We start from the raw sequence: 25,250 nt of genomic DNA, 5'->3' as shown, positions 1-25,250 counted from the left end.
TTGGGGAAGTCACCTCCGGTCCCTGTCTCGTATCCCCCATCAGGAGCGCCGTATGCGCCATGTCGCGAAGTTGCTTGCCTGTCTCGCACTGCTGTTGTCGGTGTCGAGCCAGGCGATCGTTCCCCCGCAGCCCACTCCGAGCACGCTGTCGAGCAAGGCTTTCTTCAAGCCGGAGCTCTACCTGCCCATCACCAACGAGCCGCTCCAGGACATGCAGACGAGGATGTCCGCGGTGAGCGCCAGTGCGTGGAACGACTTCTTCGCGCGCAACGGCCGGGACTTCCACGTGTACGTGGATCCGCGCACGGGCGCCGCCACCGCCATCCAGGGCGTGATTCCGCTCATCCCGGGAGACGGCGTGGGCAACAAGGTGACGCTGCAGAGCGTGCGCCAGCAGCTCGGCCGCGCCGTGGCGCAGGTGGACGAGGCGGTGGTGGCCGACCTCATCGTCAAGTTCATCGCGGACAACGCGCCGGCCATCGGCGTGGACCCGCTGCACCTGGGCGAGCCGCGCGTGACGGCGGTGACGGAGCACCTGTGGCACGTCCACATCCCGCAGCAGGTGAACGGGGTGCCGGTGCGCGAGGCGCGCGTGGCGGCCGTCATCAGCCACGGCAACCTCATCCTCCTGGGCACCGAGGCCTGGGCCCACCCGAAGCTGTCCACCAGGCCGGTGATGTCGGCGCAGCAGGCGATGGGCAGCGCCGGTGACTACCTGGGCCTGTTCGAGACGCCGGGCGAGCTGTGGAAGCAGCCCACGCTCGAGATCGCCCCCCTGGCCCGCGCGGACGTGTCCAAGGGCCAGACGTTCGTAGGCAGCTTCGGCCAGGGCTACACCCACGCCCTGGTGTGGACCTACGGCTTCCAGCGCCCCGGGGAGAACGAGCGCTGGAAGGTGACGGTGGATGCGCAGACCAACGAGGTGCTCGCCATCGAGGACGACAACCACTACCTGGACGCCAGCATCACCGGCGGCGTCTACCCGTCCACCAACATCGAGGTGTGCGCCTCGAACGAGACGTGCGGCACGATGCAGCCGAACTCGCCGATGCCCTGGGCCAACACGGGCCTGGCCTCGCCGAACAACTACACGGACGGCGCCGGCGTCTACAGCTACACCTCCGGCACGGCCACCACGACGCTGTCCGGCAAGTACGTGAAGATCGCCGACTCGTGCGGCTCCGTGAGCTTCAGCTCCGCCACGGGCAACATGAACCTGGGCGGCGTCAACGGCAACCACGACTGCACCACGGGCGGTGGCGGCGCGGGCAACACCGCGGCGGCGCGCTCCTCCTTCTATGAGCTCAACAAGCTCAAGGAGCAGGCCCGCGGCTGGCTGCCCAACAACACCTGGCTCCAGGGCGTGCTGACCTCCAACGTCAACCTCTCCAGCACGTGCAACGCCTTCTGGAACGGCTCCACCGTCAACTTCTACAAGAGCGGCGGCGGCTGCCGGAACACGGGCGAGATCGGCGCCGTGTTCGACCACGAGTGGGGCCACGGCATGGACGACTTCGACTCCAACGGCACGCTGAGCAACTCCAGCGAGGGCTACGCGGACATCGCGGCCATCTACCGCCTGCAGACCTCGTGCGTGGGCTACGGCTTCTTCCACACCTCCGACAAGGGCTGCGGCCAGACGCCGGACGGCTCGGGCTACAACGTGAACGAGGCGCAGACGGGCGCGGCCCACTGCGCCACGCAGTGCTCCGGCGTGCGTGACGCCGACTGGGCGAAGCACTCGGACAACACCCCGGACACCCCGCAGAACCACGTCTGCCCGCGGTGCAGCTCCAGCACGGGCCCCTGCGGCCGCCAGGTGCACTGCGCCGCCGCTCCGGCGCGCCAGGCCGCCTGGGATCTCGTCGCGCGGGACTTGCGCGCGGCGCCGTTCAACTACGACTCGAACACCGCCTTCATCGTCGCCAACAAGATCTTCTACCAGGGCAGCGGCAACGTGGGCACGTGGCACTCGTGCGACTGCACCGCGGGCACCTCCAACGGCTGCGGCGCCACCAACGGCTACATGTCCTGGCTGGCGGCGGACGACGACAACGGCAACCTGAACGACGGCACGCCGCACATGTCCGCCATCTACGCGGCCTTCAACCGCCACAACATCGCCTGCAACACCCCGGCGCCGGTGAACAGCGGCTGCGCGGGCGGCCCCACCGCGGCGCCCTCCGCCACGGCCACCCCGGGTGACGGCCAGGTGTCCCTGAGCTGGACGACCACCAGCGGCGCCTCGCAGTACTGGGTGATGAAGACCGAGGGCTTCGCCGGCTGCAACTTCGGCAAGGCCAAGGTCGCCACGGTGACGGGCACCACCTACACCGACAGCGAGGTCGCCAACGGCCGGCAGTACTGCTACTCGATCGTCGGCGCCGCCTCGAACGCCGCCTGCTACGGCGAGGCCAGCACCTGCGTCTGCGCGACGCCGTCCTGCACCGCGCCCTCCGCTCCGGCCCTGGCCAGCCCGGCCAGCGGCGCCACCGGCGTGGACTTCGCCGCGGTGCTCGACTGGGCGGACGTGTCGGGCGCCACCTACGACGTGCAGGTGGCCAGCGACTCGGCCTTCGCCAGCGTGGTGGCCTCGGCCTCCGGGCTGACGGCCAGCACCTGGACGGCGGCGCCGGCCCTGGCCGCCAACTCCACCTTCTACTGGCGTGTGCGCGCGGCCAACAGCTGCGGCGGCGCCAGCGCCTGGTCCTCGGCCCGCAGCTTCACCACGCGCGGCTGCACGGTGCTCGCGGCGCCCACCCTGTCCGCCCCCGCCAACGGCGCCACCGGCGTCTCGGCCACGGCGACCCTGGACTGGACGGACGTCACCGGCGCCTCCGCCTACGAGGTGCAGGTGGCCACCGACTCGGCCTTCACCAACGTGGTGGCGGCCAACACGGCGGCGGCGGCCAGCACCTGGGCCGTCTCCCCGGCGCTGAACGCCAACACCACCTACTACTGGCGGGCGCGCGCCAAGGACACCTGCGGCGCGGGCACCTACAGCGGCGCCTCCAGCTTCACCACGGCGAACCTCTGCACGCCGCAGGTGGCCACCTACAACGCCACGCTCAAGGTCCCGAGCTGCACCGCCGCGTGCGGCTGTGACACCGGCACCACCGCCATCAAGGGCCGTGGCACGATGACCAGCGGCAACGAGACCAACCGGCCCAACACCCTGGGCAGCACCTGCGCCGATGGCAACTCCGGCACCTACCAGACGGACGAGAGCCTCGAGCAGATCAGCCTGAAGAGCACGGACGAGGGCACCCTCGCCCCGGGCAAGCAGGTGAAGGTGGACGTGAGGGTGTGGTGCTATGACTCCACGGACAGGCTGGACCTGTACTACGCGACGAACCCCACGGCGGCCTCGCCCACCTGGACGGCGCTGGCCACGTCGCTGGCCTGCCCCTCCACGCGCGGCTTCTACACCTTCAGCCACACCTTCACGCTGAACGCCTCGGCCACCGGCCAGCAGGCCCTCCGCGCCGGCTTCCGGTATGGTGGCTCGGCGGGCACCTGCGTCTCGGGCAGCTACAACGACCGCGACGACCTGGTCTTCACGGTCTCCGCGCCGCTGGCGAAGTCCACGCCCACGAAGTCCACGCCGACCCGGGCGACGCAGGGCCGCCGGGCGGACCGCTGAGGAACATCCGCCTCCCGCGCTGACCTGACCGGTCAGCGTGGCCGGGTGCGGTGACGCCAGTCCAAGAGAGGGCTCCCGGGGAAGACCTGGGGGCCCTCTCTGCTTTGAGGCCCCAGCGTCCCTGGAGCCCTCCTACTTCACTCGGAGAAATACTCACATCTCTTCTAATGATTTCCCTCGCTCTCCTGCCTGGATGTCTGGGTTTCGAGCATCCCAGCGTGCCGTGGGTGGAGTAGGCTCCTCCAATGGGGAGCAGTGTTCAGGCCAAGGGGTCCACCCGACCGTCCGGGGACCGTATCCTCTCGGCTGGAGAACCGTGATGTCCGCCTCAACCAAACCACAGCTCGCGTCGGACACCATCGAGGACACCACGCTGTTGCGCGCGCTCATGGAGGCCGAGCGCGTCTCTCCCGAGGGCAGCCTGTTCCTGTCGCCCCTGCGCGACCCCGAGGGGACGATCACGGACTTCGAGTGCATCCACTCCAACCCGGCCGCCGAGTCCATCCTGGGCCCCACCCCGGGGGGGCTGAGCGGACAGCGGCTCCGCAAGCTCCTGCCGGAGCGTGACGCGGTGGGCTGGCTGGCGGTGCTCTGCGCGGCGGAGGCGTCGGGCCAGTCCGTCACGGCGGAGCTGTCCGCGGCCCGTGCGGACAGCCGGGGCGAGGGCTGGCTCCACTGTACGGCGATGAAGCTCCGGGGCTTCCTCATCGCGCGCTTTCGGGACATCAGCTCCTCGCGGCGGACCGAGGAGGCGCTGCAGCAGACGCGCAACCGCATGGTGGAGATCCTGGAGGGAAACCCGGGTGCCTTCTTCTCGGTGGACGCGAACTGGAACTTCACCTACGTCAACGAGCGCACCGAGGAGATCTCCGGCACGTCGCGCGAGCAGATGCTGGGTCGCAGCCTGTGGCAGATGCTCCCGCTGCTGACGGCGCCGCCGCGGGATCAGGCCTTCCGCCGCATCATGGCGGAGCGGGTCCCCGCGCACTTCGAGGTCCAGCTGCCGCCGAACCGCTGGTTCGAGGTGCACGCCTATCCCTCGGGGCAGGGCATGTCCGCCTTCTTCCGGGAGATCGGCGAGCAGAAGAAGCTGGAGGCCGAGCGCGACGCGCTGCTGGCCCGGGAATACTCGCTGCGCCTGGAGGCGGAGGCGCTGGCGCAGCACCGCGCGAAGGAGCTGCTCGCGGCGCAGGAGAAGCTCGTGCAGTCGGAGAAGCTGGCGGTGGCCGGGCAGTTCGCGGCGGGCGTGGGGCACGAGATCAACAACCCGCTGTCCTTCGTGATCGGCAACCTGCACTTCGCCATGGAGTACCTGGGAGGGCTGTCGGAGCCACTGCCGGACACGGAGGTGCTCCAGGAGCCGCTCGAGGCGCTGAAGGACGCGCGCGCGGGGGCCGAGCGCATCCGGGCCATCCTCACGGACCTGAAGCGCTTCGCGCGGGCGGACGAGTCGCTGCTGGGGCCTGTGGACGTGCGCGAGGCGCTGGAGTTCAGCATCTCCATGGCCATGCCGCACATCCGCCACCGGGCGCAGGTGGACCGGCGCTACAACCCGGTGCCGACGGTGCTGGGCAACGAGGCCAAGCTGGGGCAGGTGTTCCTCAACCTGCTGATGAACGCCGCGCAGGCCATCCCCGAGGGGGACGTGGCGCGCCACCGCATCACCATCACCACGCGGATGGAGAACGGGCGGGTGGTGGTGGAGGTGAGCGACACGGGCCGCGGCATGACGCCGGAGGTGCTGGAGCGCGCCTTCCAGCCCTTCTTCACCACGCGGAACGTGGGCGACGGCATGGGGCTGGGGCTGTCCATCTGCCTGGGGCTGGTGCAGAGCATGAAGGGGGAGATGAGCGCCACGAGCCGGCCGGGCGTGGGGAGCACGTTCCGGGTGGTGCTGCCGACGAGCACGCAGCCGGCGCCGCTGCTGACGCCCATGTCGGCGGCGCGAGCGTCCCGTCCCAAGCGGGTGCTGGTCATCGACGACGAGCCGGGCATCGCCGCGGTGTTCAAGCGCATCATCGGCCGCTCGCACGAGGTGGTGGTGGTGCAGAGCGGGCGGGAGGCGCTGGCGCTGCTGGAGAAGGACGACGCCTTCGATCGCATCTTCTGCGATCTGATGATGGCGGACCTCACGGGCATGGACGTGTACGAGGCGTTGGCGTCCCGCCAGAAGGACTGCCTGGACCGGTTCGTCTTCATGACGGGCGGCAGCTTCACGGAGCGCGCGCGCACCTTCCTTCAGACGGTGCCCTTCCCGCGCATCGACAAGCCCTTCGATCCCGAGCACATCCGCACGCTGATCGCCCAGGCGCCGCCCAACCCCGGGCCCCGCGCCTGAGCGGAGCCCGAGGGACTTCGTGCGCGGGGCTCAGCCCCCGGGAGTCACGACGATGGACTCCGCCGAGCGCCGCGAGGGCCCGTGGAAGACGGCCTCGATGTTGTTGCCATCCGGGTCGAGCGCGAAGGCGGCGTAGTAGCCCGGGTGGTAGTGGCGCTCGCCCGGTCCGCCGTTGTCGCGCCCTCCTCCCGCGAGCGCGGCGGCGTGGAAGCGGTGCACCGTCTCCCGGTCCTTGGCCTGGAAGGCCAGGTGCATCTTCTGGGTCACCGGCTCCTCCGCGCTGACGTAGAACTCATCGGCCCAGAACGCGCCCGGGCGCTCTCCACCGAAGGGAATGCCCAGCGCTTCGAAGACGGCCCGGTAGAAGCGCTTGCTCGCCTCGATATCGCGGACCTTCAAGTGAACGTGATCGAACAGACGACCCCTGTGGAATTCCATGGCTGACTCCCCCTGTGCCGGCCCCGACTGACCGGACGGCGCACCCTACTCCAGGGCGGAAACCTAGGGAGGAGGAGGAGAGAGCGCACGCCATCCTTCGGCGATGGCGATGCCTACGTTGGTCATCAGGTCCTGCTTCGCGTTCACTACATAAAGGTACGGAGTCAGGGCCCACACCTCGCGCAGCACGCGGCGGGGCTCTGGAGCGGGAGCGCTCAGCTCGGCCTGGAGCAGGGGCAGGACCTTGTCGGAGAGGCGCAGGGCCGTGTCCATGACGAAGATCGCCAGGTGGGGCCGCAGCGCCCGGACGCGTCGGAAGAACGCGGCCACCTCGTCCGGCGCCAGGTGCTTGGGGGGCGAGGACTTCATCTCCAGATAGAGGAGCCGGCCCTCGGCGGCGGCCACCACGTCGAGGTCTCCGCCCACCTCGGGAGCGTGGAACTTCACGCCCACCGCCACGTCGAAGCCCAGGCGTCCCCGCAGCTCGCGAGCCACGTACCACTCCAGCGTGCCTCCGAAGGTGCGGACCGGGTGCAGCAGCCGGTAGCGCCCGCCTTCCTCACGCACGGCGAGCCCCAGCTCCACCAGCTCCTCGACCATCTCGGTGGCTCGAGCGGCCTCCACGTACTTCGAGGCCTCCTCGGGGAGGAAGCTCCCACGCCGGAGGATGGCGCCGCGAAGGAAGAGCCGGAAGGCGTAGTGGCTGAGCCGCTCCGCCAGGCGCTCGGCGAGGGCGCCGTCCACGTCGGGAGGGAAAGGGAGATCCAGGGTGGCCAGGGAGGGCTGGAAACCCCGACGCACGAGCATCGCCAGCACCTCCGCTCCGGGCTGGAGCAGCGTCCGCTGAGGCGGTGGGGCCTCCGCCGCGTGGCGCTCCTGGTCCCGCGCGGTGGGGCCTTTCGAGGTGAGGGGCTCGGTCATTCAGTGAGGGATCAGATCGACGTAGCTGACGTAGCGGTTCTGGATCTCCGAGACGTACTTCACCGGCTCGGAGCCACGGCAGTAGCCGTAGCGGGCGCGGCGGTAGTACTGGGGCCGCTCGAGCAGGAGCATGGCCTTCTCCACGTGCCCGAACCACTTGTCCGGGTTCCACCCCTTCTCCCTGGCGATGCGCCGCGCGTCCTGCACATGGCCGTAGCCGGCGTTGTAGGAGGCCAGCGCGAAGCGCAGCCGGTGCTTGAAGGGGATGCCGGGCTCGAAGCGGTTCACGAGCTGCTGCATGTACATGACGCCCGCGTGCGTCCCCTCATCGGGGTCCTCCAGCTTGCGGAACCCGAGCTGGCGGCCGGTGGCGGGCATCACCTGGAACAGGCCGATGGCGCCGACCCAGCTCTTGAGCTTGGGGTTGAAGCGGCTCTCCTGGTACGCCTGCGCGGCCATCAGCCGCCAGTCCATGCCGTAGCGGGACGAGTACGACTGGAAGATCGAGTCATACGGCGACAGGGTGCCGGACACCTCCACGCGCTCCACCTTGGCCTCGGTGACGCGGCGCGAGTTCTCGAAGTAGCGCTTGCGCCACATGTTGTAGAGGGTGCCGCGGTACATCTTCTTCACGAAGCCATCCAGGAAGCCGCGCAGCTTCGTCGCGTCCTTGCGCACGGCGAAGGCGATGCCCCGGGAGCCCTCCTTGCTCGCGGGAGCGCCCTCCACGGGGAGCGGGAACGCGGCCTCGAGCCCGTCCCGGTAGGACTGCTCGGCGGTGAGCAGGTGGCTGTCGGCGACGGTGAAGGGGATCTCGCCCTCGGCCACCCGGTCGAGCAGCGCCTCCGTCTCGAGGTCCTCCGGCTCCTGGACGATCTCGAAGGGCCCATGGGTCTTCTGGAGCGCGAGCAGCGTGGAGTGGTAGCTGGAGGAGGCGCGGACGTGGATCTTCTGGCCCTTCAGCTCGGCGAGCGAAGCCAGCTTGGGTCCGCTGGCGCGCTGCACGAGCACCTCCTCCACGAAGAGGTAGGGGCGCGAGAAGGCCACCTCCGCCGAGCGCTCGGGCGTGACGGTGAGCGAGGCGGCGATGACGTCTCCCCTGCCCTCGTTGAGCCAGGGGATGAGCAGATCGCGCGAGGGGGGCACGACGATCTCCAGCCGCACGCCCATCTCCTCGGCGGCGGCCCGGGCCAGCTCGAAGTCGAAGCCGTACTGCTCGCCCCGGTGCAGGAAGTAGGTGATGGGGTTGTTCCGGGTGAGGACGCGCAGCACGCCGCGCTTGCGGATGGCCGCGAGATCGCCCGTGAAGCGCTCGGAGGCGTACTCGGTGAGGACGTGCTCGGTGATGAAGGAGTCCAGGGCGAGCTTCAGCCCGGGGTTCTCCTGGCGGACGGCCCAGGCGATCTGCCGGCCCTCGGCGATGGGGAAGAGCCGCTCCACGTCCGGGTTGTAGGCCTCGATGGCGGTGAGCAGGTGGCTGTCGGCCACCGTGAGAGGAAGCTCGCCACGAGACACCTGATAGACGATCTCCTCGGTCTCGGTGGACTCGGGCACCGGCGCGATGACGAGCCCGGAAGCCTTGCCCTGGGCCAGCTCCCGGAGCGAGTCGACGAAGGAGTTGCTCTCGCGCACATGGACGGTGCGGCCCGCGAGCTGCTCCGGCTTCCGAGGCAGCTCCGCCGCGCCGCGCTTGCCGACGACGAACTCGCTCACCACCCGGAGCGGGCGGGTGAAGGCGATCTCCTTGGCGCGGGCGGGCGTCACCGTCAGGTCGGCGGCGATGAGATCCCCCCGGCCCTCGCGCAGCATGGGGATGAGCTGGTCGAAGGCCGGCGCCTGGATGAACTCCACGGCGAGCCCCTGCTTCTCGGCGAAGCGCTCCAGCAGGGCCCGGTCCTGCGCCTTGGGCATGCCCTGGCGCGGCAGGAAGTCCTCGTCCGTGCCCTCCACGAGCACGCGGAGCGTTCCACCGCCACGGATGGCGGCCAGATCGCCCGTGGCCTTCGGGGGCTCGGGCGGCGGGGCGGGCGGAGCGGGCGGAGGAGGCGGCGGGGCCTCTGGGAAGATGGGATCCTCGGGCTCCGGAGCCGGGGTGCTGGCCTTCGCGACCACGGGAGGAGGAGGCGGCGGCGCGGGAGGCTGGCTGCGCTCACAGGCCATGGACAGCGCCAGCACCGCGACGAGCAGCCACCGCGAGCGGGACAGATTGAAGCCGGACGAAGACACCAGGAAGACCCCCTGTTGCGCGGGCGGTGCCTCTCAGGAGCGCACCTCACGGAGGCGGACATCCGCGTCCTCTCCTTTACCGGAATTCGGGTCCTGCTGTGCAGGGGGGGCCCCTTCACGGGACTCAGTCGCGGGATTGCCTGTTCCGTGAGCCCTCGGCCCGAGGTATCCCCTGACCTCATGCTGAATCATGGAGACGACATGCGCCTGATGTCCCGCTGTCTGGCAGTCCTCTCGCTGCTGGTCCTCACGGGCCCGGTCTGGGCCCAGGCTCCCGCCCAGCCCCCGAAGCCGGACCCGGCGGCCGAGCGCGCCGAGTTCATCCGCTCGCACTACACCAAGTTCGAGTACCGCATCCCCATGAGGGATGGCGTGCGCCTGTTCACCTCCGTCTACGTTCCGAACGACGCGACGGCGACGAAGCGCTTCCCCATCCTGCTGCAGCGCACGCCCTACACGGTCGCCCCGTATGGAGCGTACCGGTACAAGGGCGGGCTGGGCCCGAGCGCCGCCTATGAGAAGGAGGGCTTCATCTTCGCCTTCCAGGACGTGCGCGGCGAGCACATGTCGGAGGGCGAGTTCGTGAACGTGCGCCCGACCCTGACGACGAAGCGGGGGCCCAAGGACATCGACGAGACCACCGACGCGTACGACACCATCGAGTGGCTGGTGAAGAACGTGCCCGGCAACAACGGCCGCGTGGGGCTGTATGGCATCTCCTACCCGGGGTACTACAGCTCGGCGGGCGCCATCGACTCGCACCCGGCGCTCAAGGCGGTGTCACCGCAGGCGCCCATCGCGGACTGGTTCTGGGATGACATGCACCGGCATGGAGCCTTCAACCTGGTGCTGGCGTTCAACTTCTTCTCGTCATTCGGCAAGGCCCGCCCCAAACCCACTTCCAGCGAGGACTGGGAGCGCTTCGAGCACGGCACGCCGGACGGCTACCAGTTCTTCCTGGAGCTGGGCCCGCTGAGCAACGTCAACGCGCGCCACTTCAAGGGCGAGATCGCCTTCTGGAACGAGCTCACCGCCCACCCCAACTACGACGACTACTGGAAGGCGAGGAACATCCTGCCGCACCTGCGCAACATCAAGGCGGCCGTGCTCACGGTGGGTGGCTGGTTCGACACCGAGGATCTCTATGGGCCGCTGCGGACCTACAGCACCATCGAGAAGCAGAACCCCGGCATCTCGAACATGCTGATGATGGGCCCCTGGTCTCACGGGGGCTGGCAGCGCACGGAGGGCATCTCGCTCGGGGACGCGGACTTCGGCTTCAGCACGAGCAACACCTATCTGGAGGTGTCGCTCGCCTTCTTCAAGCACCACCTCAAGGGGGGCCAGAAGCCCGATCTGCCCGAGGCCATGGTCTTCGAGACCGGCACCAACCGCTGGCGCCGCTTCGACGCCTGGCCGCCCAAGGAGGTCCGCGAGGCGCGCCTCTACTTCCAGCCCAAGGAGGGCCTCACCTTCACGCCGCCGAGCAGCTCGGGAGGCGCGCTCTTCGATGAGTTCATCAGCGATCCGGCCCGGCCCGTGCCCATGACGGCGGAGATCACGCCGGTGTGGCCCAAGAACTACATGACGGAGGACCAGCGCTTCGCCTCACGCAGGCCGGACGTCCTCGTGTACCAGACCGAGCCGCTCGAGCAGGATCTGACGCTGGCGGGGCCGCTGGAGGCCAACCTCTGGGTCTCCACCACCGGCACCGATGCGGACTGGGTGGTCAAGCTCATCGACGTCAACCCGGGCAAGATGCCGGGCTGGACCAAGGCCGATGCCGAGGCTGGCAAGCAGAACCGGGGCGCGCAGCAGACCCTCGTGCGCGGCGAGCCGTTCCGTGGCCGCTTCCGCGAGAGCTACTCCCAGCCCAAGCCGTTCAAGCCCGGCGAGCCCACCCAGGTCCGCTTCGTCATCAACGACGTGTTCCACACCTTCCAGCGCGGGCACAGGGTGATGATCCAGGTGCAGTCCTCCTGGTTCCCCTTCATCGACCGGAACCCGCAGACCTTCGTCCCGAACATCTTCGAGGCCAAGGAGAGCGACTTCGTGAAGGCCACCCACCGCGTCTACCACTCGCCGGTGAACCCGAGCTTCATCAAGGTCAACCGCCTGCCCTCCGCCGACGACTGACCGGCCCTGGCGGCTACTTCGCAGGCAGCGGCTCCGAGGCCTCCGGAGGAACCGGAGGCGCGTCGCTCTTGTAGGGGCTCCAGGAGATGACCACCTCCTGGCCCGCGGAGTCGTAGCCGTACAGGAAGTCGAGGATCTGCTTGATGCCAGGAGCTGACTCGGCGGGGCTCACCACGGTGTAGCCCCGAAACCCGCCCTGCTCGAGCCGCTCCTCCACGTGGAGCCCCTCGCTCCACTTCCGCGTGGCGACCTCCACGCCTCCATCCCAGTACCGGGTGACGCGCTCGACCCGGTCCCAGGTGATGTCGGGCGAGAGCTCTCGAACCACCACGTCGCTGCGCCAGCCTCCGTCGGGCTGGGCGCTCCAGCGGGAGACCTCCAGCTCGACCGGAGAAGGCTCGTCGTTCGGAGGCGAGCCGCGGGTGAGCACGAACGCCATCGCCGTGAGCGGAGGCCCCTGAGAGACGAAGGCCTCGACCCTCACCGTGAAGCTCCGGGTGTCGTGGGGCCCCAGGTGCTGGAGGGGAAAGGAGTGCTCGACCCGAGGCTCGGTCGTCGTCCCGGTGGTGCCGTCGCCGAAGTCCCACCGGTACGAGTCGATCCGGGCCCCCGTCTGGGAGAGCGCCTGCAGCAGGAAGGTGCCTTGCCGGCGCTGGGTGACGGTGAGGCGCAGAGGCTCTTGCGACTGACGCTCTCCCGCGCCGCACGGGCGCACGTCGATCTCGACGAGGCGCTCGGCCAGCACTCCCACGCGGCGCCCTCCGAGATCGCGGCAGACCTGGAAGCGAACCGCGTATGTGCCGGGCGTCTCCGGAGCCTTCCATTGGACCGTCGGCCCGGGGTGAAGCTCCGCGCTGCCAGGGCCGGTGAGCCAGACCCACCGATAGACCGCACCTGGCTCCGGCACTCCTCCGAGGCGCGCGGACAAGGCCGTTGGCTCGCCCTGGCAGACCCAGGGGCGATCCCGCTCGATGGCCTCGACCACGACGCTGGAGGCCAGCGGCACCATCTCTTCATGAAGCGCCGCCGCGAGCACCTCCCAGGAGGACCGCTCGGAGGTGGCCACGGAGTCCGGCGGCGGCCGAGCGACGGGCGCCGGCACTGGAGGAGGCTGAACCGCCTCGGGGGCCTCACTCCGCACGCTCACCGGAGGCACGGGCGGCGAGCCCCCCTCCCCCTTTGGCCACAAGGCGATCGCGAACGCGACCAGCCCGGCGGCGACCAGCAATCCCCCTCGCGCCCACGAGCGCCCACGCGCGCTGGCCACGGACCGCTAGAACCCGAATTCGATCAGGTGACGGCCATAGCCCTCGGAGTTGGGCCGGTACCACTGATCATCCCAGCCCTTGAACGGCGCATCATCGAGCAGGCGCTCGGTCTTCCCGTTGAGGACGATCGAGTTGATGAGCTGCACGGTCGTCGAGCCCACGTTCCGGGACACGAGCTTCGCCGAGGTATCCAGGAACTGGGACGTGGTGCGGCTGCAGTAGTCCTGGAGGAAGCAGCCGCTGTCACAGGTGCTCAGGTTGTTGTACGTCGCGTGCTTGTCCTCGGCGACGTAGAGCGTGGGCCACCCGCGAGGCCCGTTCCGCGCGTCGCTCGCGGTGCTGTACTCGAGCTGATCGTGCGAGTACCACGCCGACGAGTCACAGCTGCTCTTGCGGTGCGCGGACAGGTAGGCCCAGTCCAGGTACCAGCGGCCGCCCGAGTAGTGGAGCTCGAAGAGCTGGAACTCGGGATCGCCGTCGTGCCCCGTCGTCACGCCGGTGTCGTCAAAGAAGGTGTCCAGGTAGAAGATCCGCACCGTGCGCGTGGAGAAGCTCACGCTCTTCACCGAGTAGTACGGCCGCCGGTTGAAGCCGCTCTCGCCGCTGTCGAACCACAGCTGCGGCATGAACCAGTACGCCAGCTGGTACTCGCAGTCGTCGTTGAGCCCGTCCCGGTCCGCGTCCGTGCCCGAGCCCCAGCAGTTGTCCCCATAGGGAATGGTGCCGAGCCCATCGGCGCGGGCCACGGACGACATCGCGAGCAGCAGCCCCAACGACAGGGCCGCGGTCTGGGTGAAGCGGCGCATTCGGATCCTCCAGGACGGCGCGCCACCATAGCGGATTGTGGGACGCCACAGGTTGGCCGTTGCCCGCACGCCACGCCAGGTCCACCGCTTCGGAAATTCTCTTCTCAAAGAAAAGGAATCCCCCCGAGTCGCGACAACCCCGCGTCTTCGAGGCCTCGACGCAGCCCGCCAACCCAGGCGCGGACGCGGAAAATCCCCTGATCTGGCGCGGCCTTAGGCCCTACTACGCAAAAGTTTCAGGATTCTTCGCGTCATGTCGTTTTGCATCTGGACGCAACTACTGAACAGGGCTCACGATGATCTGCTGTAGCCCGTTTTCTTGTCACTCACGCGGAGGCCGCACCATGTGGATCGAGGCAATCGTCATGCCCCGTGAGGAGTCCAGGCCCTACCGCCCCTCGCGTCGGCTTGACCGCCGCGCCCTGTACAACGCCGGCCGCGACGAGAGCCTGGAGTTCCGAGCCACGGTGCTCAACTTCCTGCAGGCCAATCAGCTCATGAACGCGGTCAAGTGGGTGAGCGAGCCGGGTTCGCTTCCCATGGTCACGCTGCGCTGTCAGGAGCGCGTTCTGGAGCGGCTTCGCAAGGCCCCTGAGTTCGAGGCAGGCAAGTCTCTCTCCCTCGAGCTGCAGTCCTGAGCCGCCCGCGGTGGCGTCCGCGGGCTTCGCTCTTCCATCTTGAACGACCGGAATCGCGTTTTCGGTCTACCCCCTGAAACCCCAGTCGGCCCAAGGACTTACGAGCCTTCGTCGGAGGCTTGCAGGTTTTTCCTGAACTCCCATCCCCTCGGGATTTGGCCCCTCGTGGCGTTCGCACGCAACCATTCGGCGGGTGAATGCAACGCGAGCGGGATGCATCCACGACGGCCCTTGCTACTTTCGGATGCGCAAACCGGAGGGTGCAGGGAATGTGGATTGAGGCGATCGTCATGCCGCGGGAAGAGCAGAAGCCGTACCGCCCTTTGCCCCAGCGTGATCGTCGAGCTCTCTACGAGGCGGGGCGCAACGAGAGCCTGCAGTTTCGTGAGCGGGTGCTGAACTATTTGCAGTCCCACCGGCTGATGGACGCGGTCAAGTGGGTGAGCGAGCCGGGATCCCTTCCAATGGTCACCTTGCGCTGCCACGAGCAGGTGCTGGAGCGGCTGCGCCAGGCCCCCCAGTTCGAGGCAGGCCAGTCGCTGTCGCTCGAACTGCAGTCCTGAGACGCCGGGGGTTCTCGCCCAGGCCCGCCCCCTTGCGGCGGGAGTGGCGCTCCTGAAGCGGAAAGTCCGAGGCCCTCTGGATGTCGAACCTGCCCACCACCGCGGAGCGGGGCTCCCTCGAGGGGGCCGAGGCCGACACGGAGGCCGCGCGTGCCTCGCGGCGCAGCGAGGAGCGCCTGAATGCCCTGCTCCACGCCTTGCCGGATCTCATCTTCCGGCAGAGCCTGGATGGCACCTACCTCGACTTCATCGTCAACAGCCCCGAGGAGCTGCTGGTCCCTCCGGCCGCCCTGCTCGGCACCAACATCCGCCAGATGCCCATCCCTGCGGCCCTCATCGAGCGGATGCTCGCGGGCCTGCGGCGGGCCATCCTCGAGGGCACGCTGGAGGTCTTCGAGTACGAGCTGGAGGTAGGGGGCAGGCTCCAGCACTACGAGACGCGCATCATCCGCAGCGGGCCGGAAGAGGCCGTGTGCATCGTGCGCAACATCACCGAGCGCAAGCGGGCAGAGGAGCGGCTGCGCCAGCAGGATGAGGAGCTGCGGCGCCACCGCGCGCACCTGGAGGAGCTGGTGCAGAGCCGCACCGAGAAGCTGCTCCAGACGACCCGGGAGCTGGAGGAGCGGCAGATGCAGCTCATCCAGGCCGAGAAGCTGGCCTCCATCGGACAGATGGCCGCCGGCGTCGCGCACGAGGTCAGCAACCCCATGAGCTATGTGCTGAGCAACCTGAGCACGCTCTGTCAGTACGTCTCGGCCCTCACGCCGCTGCTGCACCTGCAGCAGGAGCTGCTCGTCGCCCAGGGCTCCATGCCTCTGGCGGCCCGGGAGGCCGTGCTCGCCCGGATCGAGGCGCTGTGGAAGAAGGAGGACGCGGCCTCGATCGTCGATGACATGCCCGCCCTGCTCCAGGAGTCCATGGAGGGCGCGCGGCGCATCAAGGAGATCGTCCAGAGCCTGAGGATGTTCGCTCGGGATGACTCGGGCGAGGCACAGCTGGCGGACGTGAACACGGAGCTGGAGTCCACGCTGCGCATGGTGTGGAACGAGCTCAAGTACAAGTGCACGGTGGAGCGGGATCTCGGTCCGCTGCCGATGATCCGCTGCCACCCGACGCAGCTCTCCCAGGTCTTCACCAACCTGCTCATCAACGCGGCCCAGGCCATCGAGACGACGGGCGAGATTCGCGTCCGCACCCGGCACGAGGGCAACGAGGTGGTGGTGCGCATCGCGGACACGGGCAAGGGCATGGCGCCGGAGACGCTCTCCCGGCTCTTCACCCCCTTCTTCACCACCAAGCCCCGAGGCCAGGGCACCGGGCTGGGCCTGTCCGTCAGCCAGAGCATCATCGCCCGGCACCAGGGCCGCATCGAGGTCGAGAGCGCGCCCGGCCAGGGCACCACCTTCACCATCCGCCTGCCCGTCACGCGCGCCTGAGGGCTCAGCCCGGAGGCGGTCCCAGCAGCCCGAGGAGCGACTTGCCGACGAAGTCGCGGACGACGGCGGAGGACCAGGCCATCAGCGGCCCGCTCATGGCGTCCCGGACGTAGCGCTCGATGGGGCGGCTGCGCAGGTAGCCCGAGCCTCCGGCGATCTCCAGCGCCGCGGTGCTGATGGCCACGGCCGCCTCGTTGGCGACGGACTTGGCCTGCATCTGCAGAACGGGGGCATCCGGCGCGCGCTGATCGGTGGCGGTGGCCGAGCGCATGGCCAGCGAGCGCGCGGCCTCCAGGCGGGTGCTCATGTCCGCCACCGAGAACTGGACCCACTGGAGCTCGGCGATGGGCCGGTTCTCCGGGGGCAGCCGGCGCTCCTTGGCGTAGCGGATGGCGAAGTCCAGGGACGCCTCGGCGATGCCCACGGAGATCCACGGCAGGCCCACGGCGATGGCGTTGGGCGCGGAGGGATCCAACCGCAGCCGGCGGGACTCCGGCAGGAGCGTGTCCTGGAAGTGCATCAGCTGGCTGCGCGTGGCGCGCATGCCCATGGGATCCCAGATCTCCTCCACGCGGATGGACTCATCCTTGTCGATGAGGAAGAAGCCGGGCACCCCGTCACAGAGGGCATTGGTGAGCAGGTACCTCGCGTGCTCGCCTCCCGAGACGAAGCGCTTGGCCCCGCTGAGGCGCCAGCCTCCCTCCACGCGGCGGGCCTGCTGCTGGGGCGACAGGAACTGGTTGCCGCTGGTGGGCTCGCCCAGGGCGTTGCCGAACCAGGCGCCCTTGCGGAACTCGGCCTCGAAGGAGGAGACCAGCGCGGGCTCTGGCAGGGCCCGCAGGGCGGCCGCCGCGCCCTGGTGCATCAGCCACGCCGTGCCGAAGGAGGCATCTCCCCGCGACAGGGCGGCGACAATCCGCCCGAAGGTGAGCCAGGAGGCGCCATCCAGCAGCGCCGTGTTCAACGGCGACCGGACGATGGCCTCCCTCCCCTCCTCGGAGAAGGTGGTGTCTCGATCGTGCTTCGCGGCGTGCTCCGCCAACAACACCTGGAGCCGCTCCGCTTCCTTCAGAAGGTCTGCATCCGTCATCCGCGCACCCCGGCTCATCCTAGCGGCCCGCCAGGCAGCGCGAAACAGAAGCTCAGGCGGACTGGAAGGAGCGCTCGAGGAACTCCGATACGAGCGGAGCCTGGTCCGCGTGGAAGTGCGCGGCGACGTACCGGTCCGGGCGCAGCAGGCAGAAGCCGGAGGCCTTCTCGCCCGTCGCCGAGGAGAACACGCCATCCACGTCGACCACCTCGTTGGCCCGGAGCTGGCTCCGGCTGGAGGGCCGCACGACGCTGAGCTGACGCAGCGCGAGCCGCGTCCAGCGCGCCAGGAGCTGGGCAGGCAGGGCGAAGGACGGATCCGCGTTCAGCCCCAGGAGCGTGAAGTCCGGTCCCAGCACCTGATCGAGCAGCAGCACCTCCCCGCTCGCGGTCCGCACCCGTGGCTGGGGGAGCATCACCCCGGTCCAGGGCCCTCGCTCCAGGTGGCGCCAGAGCAGGCCCGCCTGGATCTGCGGCGGGGGCTTGAAGCGCGCCTCACGCACGAAGAGCCGGGTCTCCGGGCTGAGCGAGAGCATCTTGAAGAAGGCGTCGCGCAGGCTCACTCCCGCCCGGTTGCGCGCCATCACGATCTGCCCCAGGAGCGTCGACCCCAGCGTCATCTCGCGCACGTGCCGGGAGCGCTCCGCCTCATAGGTGTCCAGCAGCTTGTCCGACGCACGCCCCTGGAGCACCGCGTCCAGCTTCCAGCTCAGGTTGTGCGCATCCCGCAGGCCCGAGCACATGCCCTGCCCGCCAAACGGAGGCATGAGGTGGGCCGCGTCCCCCGCGAGGAGGATCCGGCCCTTGCGGAAGCGCCCCGCCCGCCGCGCGTGGAACGTGTAGACGACCTTGCGCAGGATCTGGATGGAGCGCGGATCGATGTGTCGGCGCAGCAGCGCGTCGAGCTTCTCCGGCGCCAGCATCTCCTCATCCGTCTCGTGGGGCTGGAGCAGGAACTCCCAGCGGTGGCACCCGTGAGGTATCGGCACGGAGACGGTCGGGCGCGCGGGATCGCAGAAGAACCGGACCCGAGGCTCGCCGTACGTGTACCCGGCGGCATCCAGCACCAGCCAGCGCTCCTTGTACGTGGAGCCCACCATCTGGATGCCCGTCTCCGAGCGCACCGTGCTGCGCCCCCCATCACAGCCGACCACGTAGCTCGCCTTCAGCGAGAAGCGGCGATGGTCCGCGTCGTAGCCCTCGAGCACGACGCCGTCGGCCTCGGGGGTGAGGCGATCCACCGAGTGGCGGAACCTCACCTGCACGTGCTCGAAGCGCCTGGTGCCCTCGGCGAGCCCCGCCTCGAGCCTGGGCTGCAGGAACAAGGAGATGAGCGGATAGCCGAAGGCGGGCTGGGTCGGCTCGACCTCGAACAGGATGCCGCCGTCACTGTCGTAGTAGGTGGCCCTCGCCCCCAGGATCATGTCCGCCGAGAGCGTGTCCAGCAGGCCCGTGGCGGCGAGGATGCGCAGCGCCTCGTCGTCCAGGCTGACGGCCCGGGCCTCCTCCACCGTCCCCGCGTTGCGCTCGAGGACCACGGTCTGGATGCCCCGGAGCCCCAGGAGATTGGCCAGGGTGAGGCCCACCGGGCCCGCCCCCACGATCGCCACCGGTACCATCTGGGAAGTCACTCCTTGGGTGGCACCGAAGGCAGGTTGCCGGCCAGCACCATGTCCCGGACCCGACCGCGCTGCAGCTTGCCGCTGCTCGTCTTCGGCAGCGTCCTGGGCGGAGCCGGCAGCACCCGATCCGGCCGCAGCCCCGTCGCGTCGTAGACTGCCTTCTCCACCTGCTTGCAGAGCGCGGAGACCTCGGCCGCATCCTCCACGTTCGTCTCGAAGACGATGACGACGTGCTCGGTGCCAGCAGTCGGATCCGGCGCCCCGAACGCCACCACGCTGCCGGCGCGGCAGCCCTTCACCTGCGCCGCCGCGGTCTCGAAGGCGAACGGGTGGTAGTTGCGGCCTCCCTTGATGATGAGCTCCTTCATGCGCCCGGAGATGAAGAGCTCTCCGTCCGCCACGTAGCCCAGGTCTCCCGTCCACAGCCAGCCGTCCCGGAACGACTCGGCGGTCAGCTTCGGCTGGTTCACGTAGCCCGCGGCCAGCGACGGCCCCTTGAGCAGCACCTGCCCCTGACGGCGCTCCGGAAGCGGCGCTCCGTCCGCGTCGACGATCCGCAGCTCGTGCCCGGGGAACGGCCGGCCGACGCCCACCAGCACCATCGCGTTCGGATCCTCCGGCGCTACCGGGACGGCCTCGCCGTCCTCGTACAGACGCTCGCGCGAGATGACGTCCAGGTACGGCTCGGCGTCCGGATCCGGGAACGTGGCGGCCAGCACGGACTCCGCCATCCCGTACACCGGGAAGTGCGTGGTGGCTCGGAACCCGTACTGCGCGAAGCGCTGCTGGAACTTCTCCAGCGTCCTGTGGTCGATGAACTCGGCCCCCGAGAAGGCCAGGCGCCAGAAGCTCAGGTTCAGCCCCCGCAGCTCCTCGTCGGGGATCTTGTTGACGCACAGGAGGTAGGCGAAGTTCGGCGCCTGGCTCAGCGCCGCCTTGAAGTAGTGGATCGCCCACAGCCAGCGCTGCGGCTTCATCACGAAGCTCAGCGGCGGCATCAGCGCCACCTGCAGATCCCGGATCATCGGGGTGATGAGCGTCCCCACCAGTCCCATGTCGTGGTAGAGCGGCAGCCACGCCATGTTCAGGTGGTGGGGCTGCGTGCGCGTCGCCTCGGCGATGCGCGTCGCGTTCGTCATCAGCGCCCCGTGCGTCACCATCACGCCCTTGGCATCCGACGTGGTGCCCGAGGAGAACTGGATGAACGCCAGCTCGTCCGGCCTCAGCGCGGGCACGTCCACCGGCTCGCCGGGCTCCATCAGCTCCGTGGGCCCCATGATGGGCAGCCCGCCTCGCTCGGCGGCCACCGGCTCGGCCAGCTCGCGCAGGCCCTCCTCCACGATGAAGGCCTTCACCTCCGCGTCCGCCGTCAGCTTGCGCGCCCGCTCCTGCCAGCTCAGCATGCGCGCGAACCCCAGCGGCGGCTCCGCCATCACCGGCACCGCGCCCAGCAGGCTGCAGCCGAAGAAGGCGCACAGCTGCGCGGGGCCCGTGTCGAAGCAGATGAAGACGCGATCCCCGCGCTTCACTCCCCGCCGGGACAGCGCCGAGGCGGCCTGCTGCGCCAGCGCCAGCATGCCCGCGTTGGTCACCGAGGTCAGCTTGTCCTCGATGTCCACCAGGAAGAACGTCTCCCGGTTCGGATCCCTCCGCGCGCGCTCCATCAGGATGTCCGCCACGCTGGTGTAGCGCGTGAGCGGAGTGAAGGTGTGGCTCGGCGTGAAGTGCCGTCGCGCGGGGTGGACGCCCATGCCAGGACCGAAGTTGAGCGTGGGGCCGGAGATCAGGTGAGGGCTGGAGATCGTCATGGGCAGTCCCCGCGCTCAGAAGCGGATCAGCATCGACTCCATGGTGAGCCCCGGCCCGAAGGCCATGAACACTCCGTACTCGCCGGGCTTGGGGCGGTCCACCTCGAGGATGTTCTTGAGGATGAGCAGGATCGTCGACGAGGAGCAGTTGCCGTAGTTCGCCAGCACCTCCCACGACGCGCGCTGCTGCTGCTCGGAGAGCGCGAGCCGCCTGGCGACGAAGTCGACGATCTTCGGCCCGCCCGGGTGGATGCCCCAGTGCTTCACGTCCTCCACCCGCAGCCCCGAGGGCCCCAGCAGCCGCTCCAGGAACGGGATCACCGCCTCCGAGAGGATGAAGGGCACGTACGACGACAGCGTCATCCGGAAGCCGTCATCCAGCACCGTCCACGTCATCGCCTCGTGCGTCTCGTAGTGCGTCTCCGTGTGCGTCCGGATGATCTGCGGGCCCGCCCCGGGCTCCTCGTTGGAGAGCAGCAGCGAGGCGCTCGCGTCACCGAAGAGCGAGTGGACCACGACCTGCTCCTTGGTCACCTCCGGCCGCACGTGGAGCCCGCACAGCTCCGTGCAGTTCACCAGCACCAGCTCATCGGGGCGCGCCGCCAGCGCGTCCACCGCCACCTTCAGCGTGTTGAAGGCCGCGTAGCAGCCCATGTGTCCGATCATCGTGCGGCGCAGGTCCTTGCGCAGCCCCATCGCGCGCGCCAGCATCATCTCCGGCGTGGGCCCCGCGTAGCCCGTGCAGCTGGCCATCACGAAGCTGCCCACGCGCTCGCGATCCACGCTCTGCAGCAGCGGTGGCAGCGACTGCAGCCCCAGCTCGTGCACCGTGCGCTCCCAGCGCCGCATGCGCTCGCTGGTGGGCGGCGAGCCGTTGGCGAACGCCTCCTGCGGCCCCCAGCACAGGTGCCGCTGCTTGACGCGCGTGGACCGGAACAGCTCCTCGGCCTGGGGAATGCTCTCGTACAGCTGCTTGAAGAAGGTGTTGAACAGCTCCTCCTGGGAGTAGACCTGGGGGGGAGCCGCTGACTCGATCTTCAGCACGGTGGGCAGCTTCTGGCTGGGCATGGGGGACCTCTCTGGATACCGGATGGGGAGCGAAAGGACTCCGAGACGACGGCGAGGACGGACTGTCACGCTCCTCGCGAGCGGGAATCGGGCGGAAGTAGTTCGTGCGAAGGAGCAGTCCCCCCGGCTGGGCCGAGCCGAGGCCATGGAGAGACGAACCCGCGGGCTTCAGAGACGGGCAGTACAGTCTCTCGGACTCAGGGTGCCCGCTGCTGCGACTGCTGCTGTTGCTGCTGCTCGCCTGCCTTCACCATGAAGGTGACCAGGCTCTCCAGCGAGTCACCACCTTGACGCGCCGCGTTCATGAACCAGGGGAGCAGGTTGATGCCAGCGTTGTCCTGGCGGATGCGATCAAACAGGGTAGCCAGCCGCAGCGAGTCCAGGCCCAGCTGCTGACTCAGCGAGGCGCCAGGGGCAATCGCACTGAGATCCAGTTGGGGATCCACCGCTTTCAGGTGCTCCTGGATCCTTTGGAACACCTCTTGCTCACGGCTACCCTGATTCATGATCGACTCCCTCCCATTCTGGATTTTTTAAACTTCGAAAGAAATGGAACGGCTTGAAGAAGAGTTTGGCCTGTTTCCATTGAGTATGCGACCTTCTCCGCAATCCATGGAAGGGCCACTTGAGCCCACATTCGGGCCTATATGCTGACAAATCAGCATACCCGGATGGACATGGACTGTTAGTAAAAATAGTAAACAAAGACGAAATCGCTGATGGAATTCCGGGGGTAAAGGGATGTGAGCGGCCGCAGTCTCGGTAGCTCTCCCAAAGGCCCCCGATCCAACGTCTCGGGTCATCCACGACATGCCGCTGGCACACCGCGTCGCGGGATCAGGAATCGGGCGCCGCCCATGACTGGAGCCCCCATGTCCGTCGCAAGCGAAGAGTTCTCAAGAACTGAGAACTTCCGGGTTCAAATTGACAAGGACCCGGACCGTTACGTGGGTCCTGGGGGCAGCAAACAGTGGGGTCGCGACCGGCTTTTCACGCCGGGATCCCGTCCGGGGAGAGCGAGCCGCACGGAGGGTTCTGTTCACCACCCATCACTTAGTTCCCACGTCCGCTCTAAACCGTTGACACCAGCAGGCGAGCATGCATGGCGGGCGGAGACTTCGCACGCCGGAAAGATCGTGAGGGGCTGCTGTTCGTCTTGATCACGCTGTGCGATATTCGTCGGAAGATTTCGCTCCGCTGGAAGGGTCGGATTCCAGTGGGACCTGAGCCCAAACGGCTGGGGGCCTCCATGTCCGTCTCGGTGCCGAAAGCGATGAATCACTCGATGCGCGGCCTGATGAAGTGCTCTCAGTGCGGAGCCATGCTGCCCCCCGGGACCGCGGTCTGTCCCCGAGACGGTGCGCGCGGCGTGGCGGAGAACCCCTTCGGGGAGGAGGCCACCGTGCGTCGCGAGTCGATGGCTCCTCGCGCCAACGCCAAGGCCGCCGCGCCCAGGCCGCAGCTGACGCCCGCTCCCGTCGAGGAGATGGAGTCCGTGGACGAGGGCTCGTGGGAAGCCACGGTGTCGCGCGACGTGCTGGTGGGCAAGACGCTCGGAGACTTCGTCGTCAAGCGCCGCATCGGCGCGGGCGGCATGGGCATCGTCTACGAGGGCGAGCACCCCATCATCGGCCGCAAGGTGGCCATCAAGATCCTGCGCCCGGAGTTCTCCGAGGGCGGCGGCGCGCGCGATCTGATCGCCGAGGCCCGCGCGGCCAGCGCCATCCGCCACCGCGGCATCATCGACGTGTTCGGGTTCGGCACCATCCCGCACGTGGGCCAGTACCTGGTGATGGAGTACCTGGAGGGCTCGCCGCTCGACGAGATCATCGCTCAGCGCGCCCCCATGCTGGAGCTCGAGGTCATCGCGCTCATGGACGAGCTGCTGGGGGCGCTCGCCGCCGCGCACGCCACGGGCGTCATCCACCGCGACCTCAAGCCGGGCAACATCTTCGTGGTGCGTGACTCCAGCGGGGCCGAGTGCGTGAAGGTGCTGGACTTCGGCCTGGCCAAGCGCAGCGAGGTGCCCCACGGCACCACTCCGCAGACGCGCGCCAGCATGATCGTCGGCACGCCCGAGTACATGGCGCCGGAGCAGGCCACCGGTCAGGCGGTGGGGCCGCACACGGACCTGTACGCGGTGGGCGTGATCGCCTTCGAGATGCTCACGCGGCGCCTGCCCTTCGAGGGCCCGTCGGGCATGGCCATCGCCATCCAGCACGTGCAGTCGCGTCCACCCGCGCCTTCCACCTATGTGGACCTGCACCCGGCGCTGGACAAGCTGGTGCTGCGGCTGCTGGCGAAGACGCCTTCGGAGCGGCCCGCCTCCGCGGACGCGGTGCGCCGGGAGCTGAAGGCCATCAGCAAGCAGCTGGCCGAGGGCGCCACGCGCCTGGAGCCGGCCCCGAAGGGTGAGAAGCCCACCGACGAGATGCCGAGCCTGAGCACCAGCGAGCGCCTGGCGCTGTCGCAGGGTGCGCCCGCGCCGCGGAGCTCGCGGGCCTCGCCCGAGACGCTCACGGCTCCGGCGGCGCCGCCCCGCAGCGACACGGTGCTGTCGCTCGAGGCCGATGAGGAGCTCTCCGTCCGTCCGACGCGCCAGTCTCCTGCGAGCACCGAGCGCGTCCCCACCATTCGCGCAAACCGCCTGCCGCGGCTCGCCGTGGGCGCGGTGGTGCTGCTGGCGCTCGCTGGCCTGGGCCTCTGGAGCATGGGCCGCGAGGAGACTCCCGTCCCCGTCCCCGTCACCGAGCTGACGCCTGATCCGAGCAGGCCCGAGCCCATCAAGCCCCCTCCCGCCGCCGAGGAGGTGAAGCCGCCTCCGTCGCTGGCGGTGGTGCCGCCCACAAGCGAGCCGCCGGCGCAGCCTCCCGAGGACGCGGGCACGCTCCGCATCGCTCAGCCGACCGAGCCCGTGGTCGAGCCTCCGCAGAAGAAGACCCCGGATCGCCTGGGCATGTCCCAGACGGGCCGCAACTCCAACTCACGTCCCACCAGCGGCAAGGCGACGGAGAGCGGGAAGCCGGGCATCCTGCACATCAACATCCGCGGCTGGGCGATGATCTACGTGGATGGGAAGGAGCGCGGTCGGGTGCCTCCCACCAATGACCTCGAGCTGCCCCCGGGCCGGCACACGCTGCTGCTCGTCTCCAACCCGAGCCTGCAGCCCTATCAAGCCACCATCGACATCAAGTCGGGCGCGACGTTGGAGCACAACGTGAAGTTCCAGCCCGTGACTGGTCCCTGAGCC

The 25,250-nt window shown here is 69.0% G+C and carries 17 protein-coding genes; 7 read left to right on the top strand and 10 right to left on the bottom strand.

The genetic code is table 11. From position 1 onward, the window contains the following. Positions 1–52 precede the first annotated feature (52 nt). Together KY572_RS23205 and KY572_RS23200 are read left to right on the top strand one after the other, a co-directional pair. Positions 53–3,643, top strand: coding sequence for an endopeptidase (locus KY572_RS23205; RefSeq protein ID WP_224245124.1), 3,591 nt, complete (start codon positions 53–55; stop codon positions 3,641–3,643). 319 nt (positions 3,644–3,962) lie between these two features. Further along, positions 3,963–5,981, top strand: a complete 2,019-nt coding sequence (locus KY572_RS23200; protein WP_224245123.1) for an ATP-binding protein — start codon at positions 3,963–3,965, stop codon at positions 5,979–5,981. Between the two features lie 30 nt (positions 5,982–6,011). Here the strand turns inward: KY572_RS23200 and KY572_RS23195 are convergent, their stop codons facing one another. From KY572_RS23195 to KY572_RS23185, 3 genes are all read right to left on the bottom strand, one after another. Then, entirely contained in the window at positions 6,012–6,380 is a 369-nt protein-coding gene (locus KY572_RS23195) for a VOC family protein (RefSeq protein ID WP_317987889.1), read from the bottom strand. Between the two features lie 102 nt (positions 6,381–6,482). Then, a complete protein-coding gene (locus KY572_RS23190) occupies positions 6,483–7,340 on the bottom strand; it encodes a hypothetical protein (protein ID WP_224245121.1) in 858 nt (285 codons plus the stop codon). Continuing rightward, entirely contained in the window at positions 7,341–9,566 is a 2,226-nt protein-coding gene (locus KY572_RS23185; RefSeq protein WP_317987888.1) for an MltF family protein, read from the bottom strand. Between the two features lie 201 nt (positions 9,567–9,767). Here KY572_RS23185 and KY572_RS23180 point away from each other — a divergent pair, with 201 nt between their 5' ends. After that, on the top strand, positions 9,768–11,702 hold the full coding sequence (locus tag KY572_RS23180; RefSeq protein WP_224245120.1) for a CocE/NonD family hydrolase: 1,935 nt from the start codon (positions 9,768–9,770) through the stop codon (positions 11,700–11,702). A 13-nt stretch (positions 11,703–11,715) separates the two neighbouring features. On the opposite strand, the gene KY572_RS23175 is transcribed toward KY572_RS23180, so the two are convergent. After that, positions 11,716–12,858, bottom strand: coding sequence for a PKD domain-containing protein (locus KY572_RS23175; protein WP_224245119.1), 1,143 nt, complete (start codon positions 12,856–12,858; stop codon positions 11,716–11,718). A 117-nt stretch (positions 12,859–12,975) separates the two neighbouring features. Next, the gene (locus KY572_RS23170; RefSeq protein ID WP_224245118.1) at positions 12,976–13,776 is read right to left on the bottom strand and encodes a hypothetical protein; all 801 of its coding nucleotides are present in this window, start codon (positions 13,774–13,776) and stop codon (positions 12,976–12,978) included. Positions 13,777–14,120: 344 nt separating this feature from the next. Between KY572_RS23170 and KY572_RS23165 the strand changes: the two genes are divergently transcribed. From KY572_RS23165 to KY572_RS23155, 3 genes are all read left to right on the top strand, one after another. Beyond that, a complete protein-coding gene (locus KY572_RS23165; RefSeq protein WP_224245117.1) occupies positions 14,121–14,414 on the top strand; it encodes a hypothetical protein in 294 nt (97 codons plus the stop codon). A gap of 269 nt (positions 14,415–14,683) precedes the next feature. Continuing rightward, positions 14,684–14,977: a hypothetical protein gene (locus tag KY572_RS23160; RefSeq protein ID WP_224245116.1), complete on the top strand. Its 294-nt coding sequence runs from the start codon at positions 14,684–14,686 to the stop codon at positions 14,975–14,977. A gap of 80 nt (positions 14,978–15,057) precedes the next feature. Further along, positions 15,058–16,413 (top strand): sensor histidine kinase, encoded by a 1,356-nt coding sequence (locus KY572_RS23155; protein WP_224245115.1) that lies wholly within the window; start codon positions 15,058–15,060, stop codon positions 16,411–16,413. A gap of 4 nt (positions 16,414–16,417) precedes the next feature. Here the strand turns inward: KY572_RS23155 and KY572_RS23150 are convergent, their stop codons facing one another. The 5 genes from KY572_RS23150 to KY572_RS23130 form a co-directional block, all read right to left on the bottom strand. Beyond that, the gene (locus KY572_RS23150) at positions 16,418–17,503 is read right to left on the bottom strand and encodes an acyl-CoA dehydrogenase family protein (protein ID WP_224245114.1); all 1,086 of its coding nucleotides are present in this window, start codon (positions 17,501–17,503) and stop codon (positions 16,418–16,420) included. A 52-nt stretch (positions 17,504–17,555) separates the two neighbouring features. Next, entirely contained in the window at positions 17,556–19,121 is a 1,566-nt protein-coding gene (locus tag KY572_RS23145; RefSeq protein ID WP_224245113.1) for a bifunctional 3-(3-hydroxy-phenyl)propionate/3-hydroxycinnamic acid hydroxylase, read from the bottom strand. Between the two features lie 8 nt (positions 19,122–19,129). Next, complete coding sequence (locus KY572_RS23140) at positions 19,130–20,932, bottom strand: AMP-binding protein (protein WP_224245112.1); 1,803 nt, start codon at positions 20,930–20,932, stop codon at positions 19,130–19,132. A gap of 15 nt (positions 20,933–20,947) precedes the next feature. After that, positions 20,948–22,000 (bottom strand): type III polyketide synthase, encoded by a 1,053-nt coding sequence (locus KY572_RS23135; protein ID WP_224245111.1) that lies wholly within the window; start codon positions 21,998–22,000, stop codon positions 20,948–20,950. A gap of 197 nt (positions 22,001–22,197) precedes the next feature. Further along, positions 22,198–22,446, bottom strand: coding sequence for a hypothetical protein (locus KY572_RS23130; protein ID WP_224245110.1), 249 nt, complete (start codon positions 22,444–22,446; stop codon positions 22,198–22,200). Between the two features lie 803 nt (positions 22,447–23,249). Between KY572_RS23130 and KY572_RS23125 the strand changes: the two genes are divergently transcribed. Continuing rightward, on the top strand, positions 23,250–25,247 hold the full coding sequence (locus KY572_RS23125; RefSeq protein WP_224245109.1) for a serine/threonine-protein kinase: 1,998 nt from the start codon (positions 23,250–23,252) through the stop codon (positions 25,245–25,247). Positions 25,248–25,250 lie beyond the last annotated feature (3 nt).

It is taken from the genome of Hyalangium gracile, assembly GCF_020103725.1.
Taxonomy (GTDB): Bacteria; Myxococcota; Myxococcia; order Myxococcales; family Myxococcaceae; genus Hyalangium; species Hyalangium gracile.
This window is presented reverse-complemented; position numbering and strand designations above follow the sequence as displayed.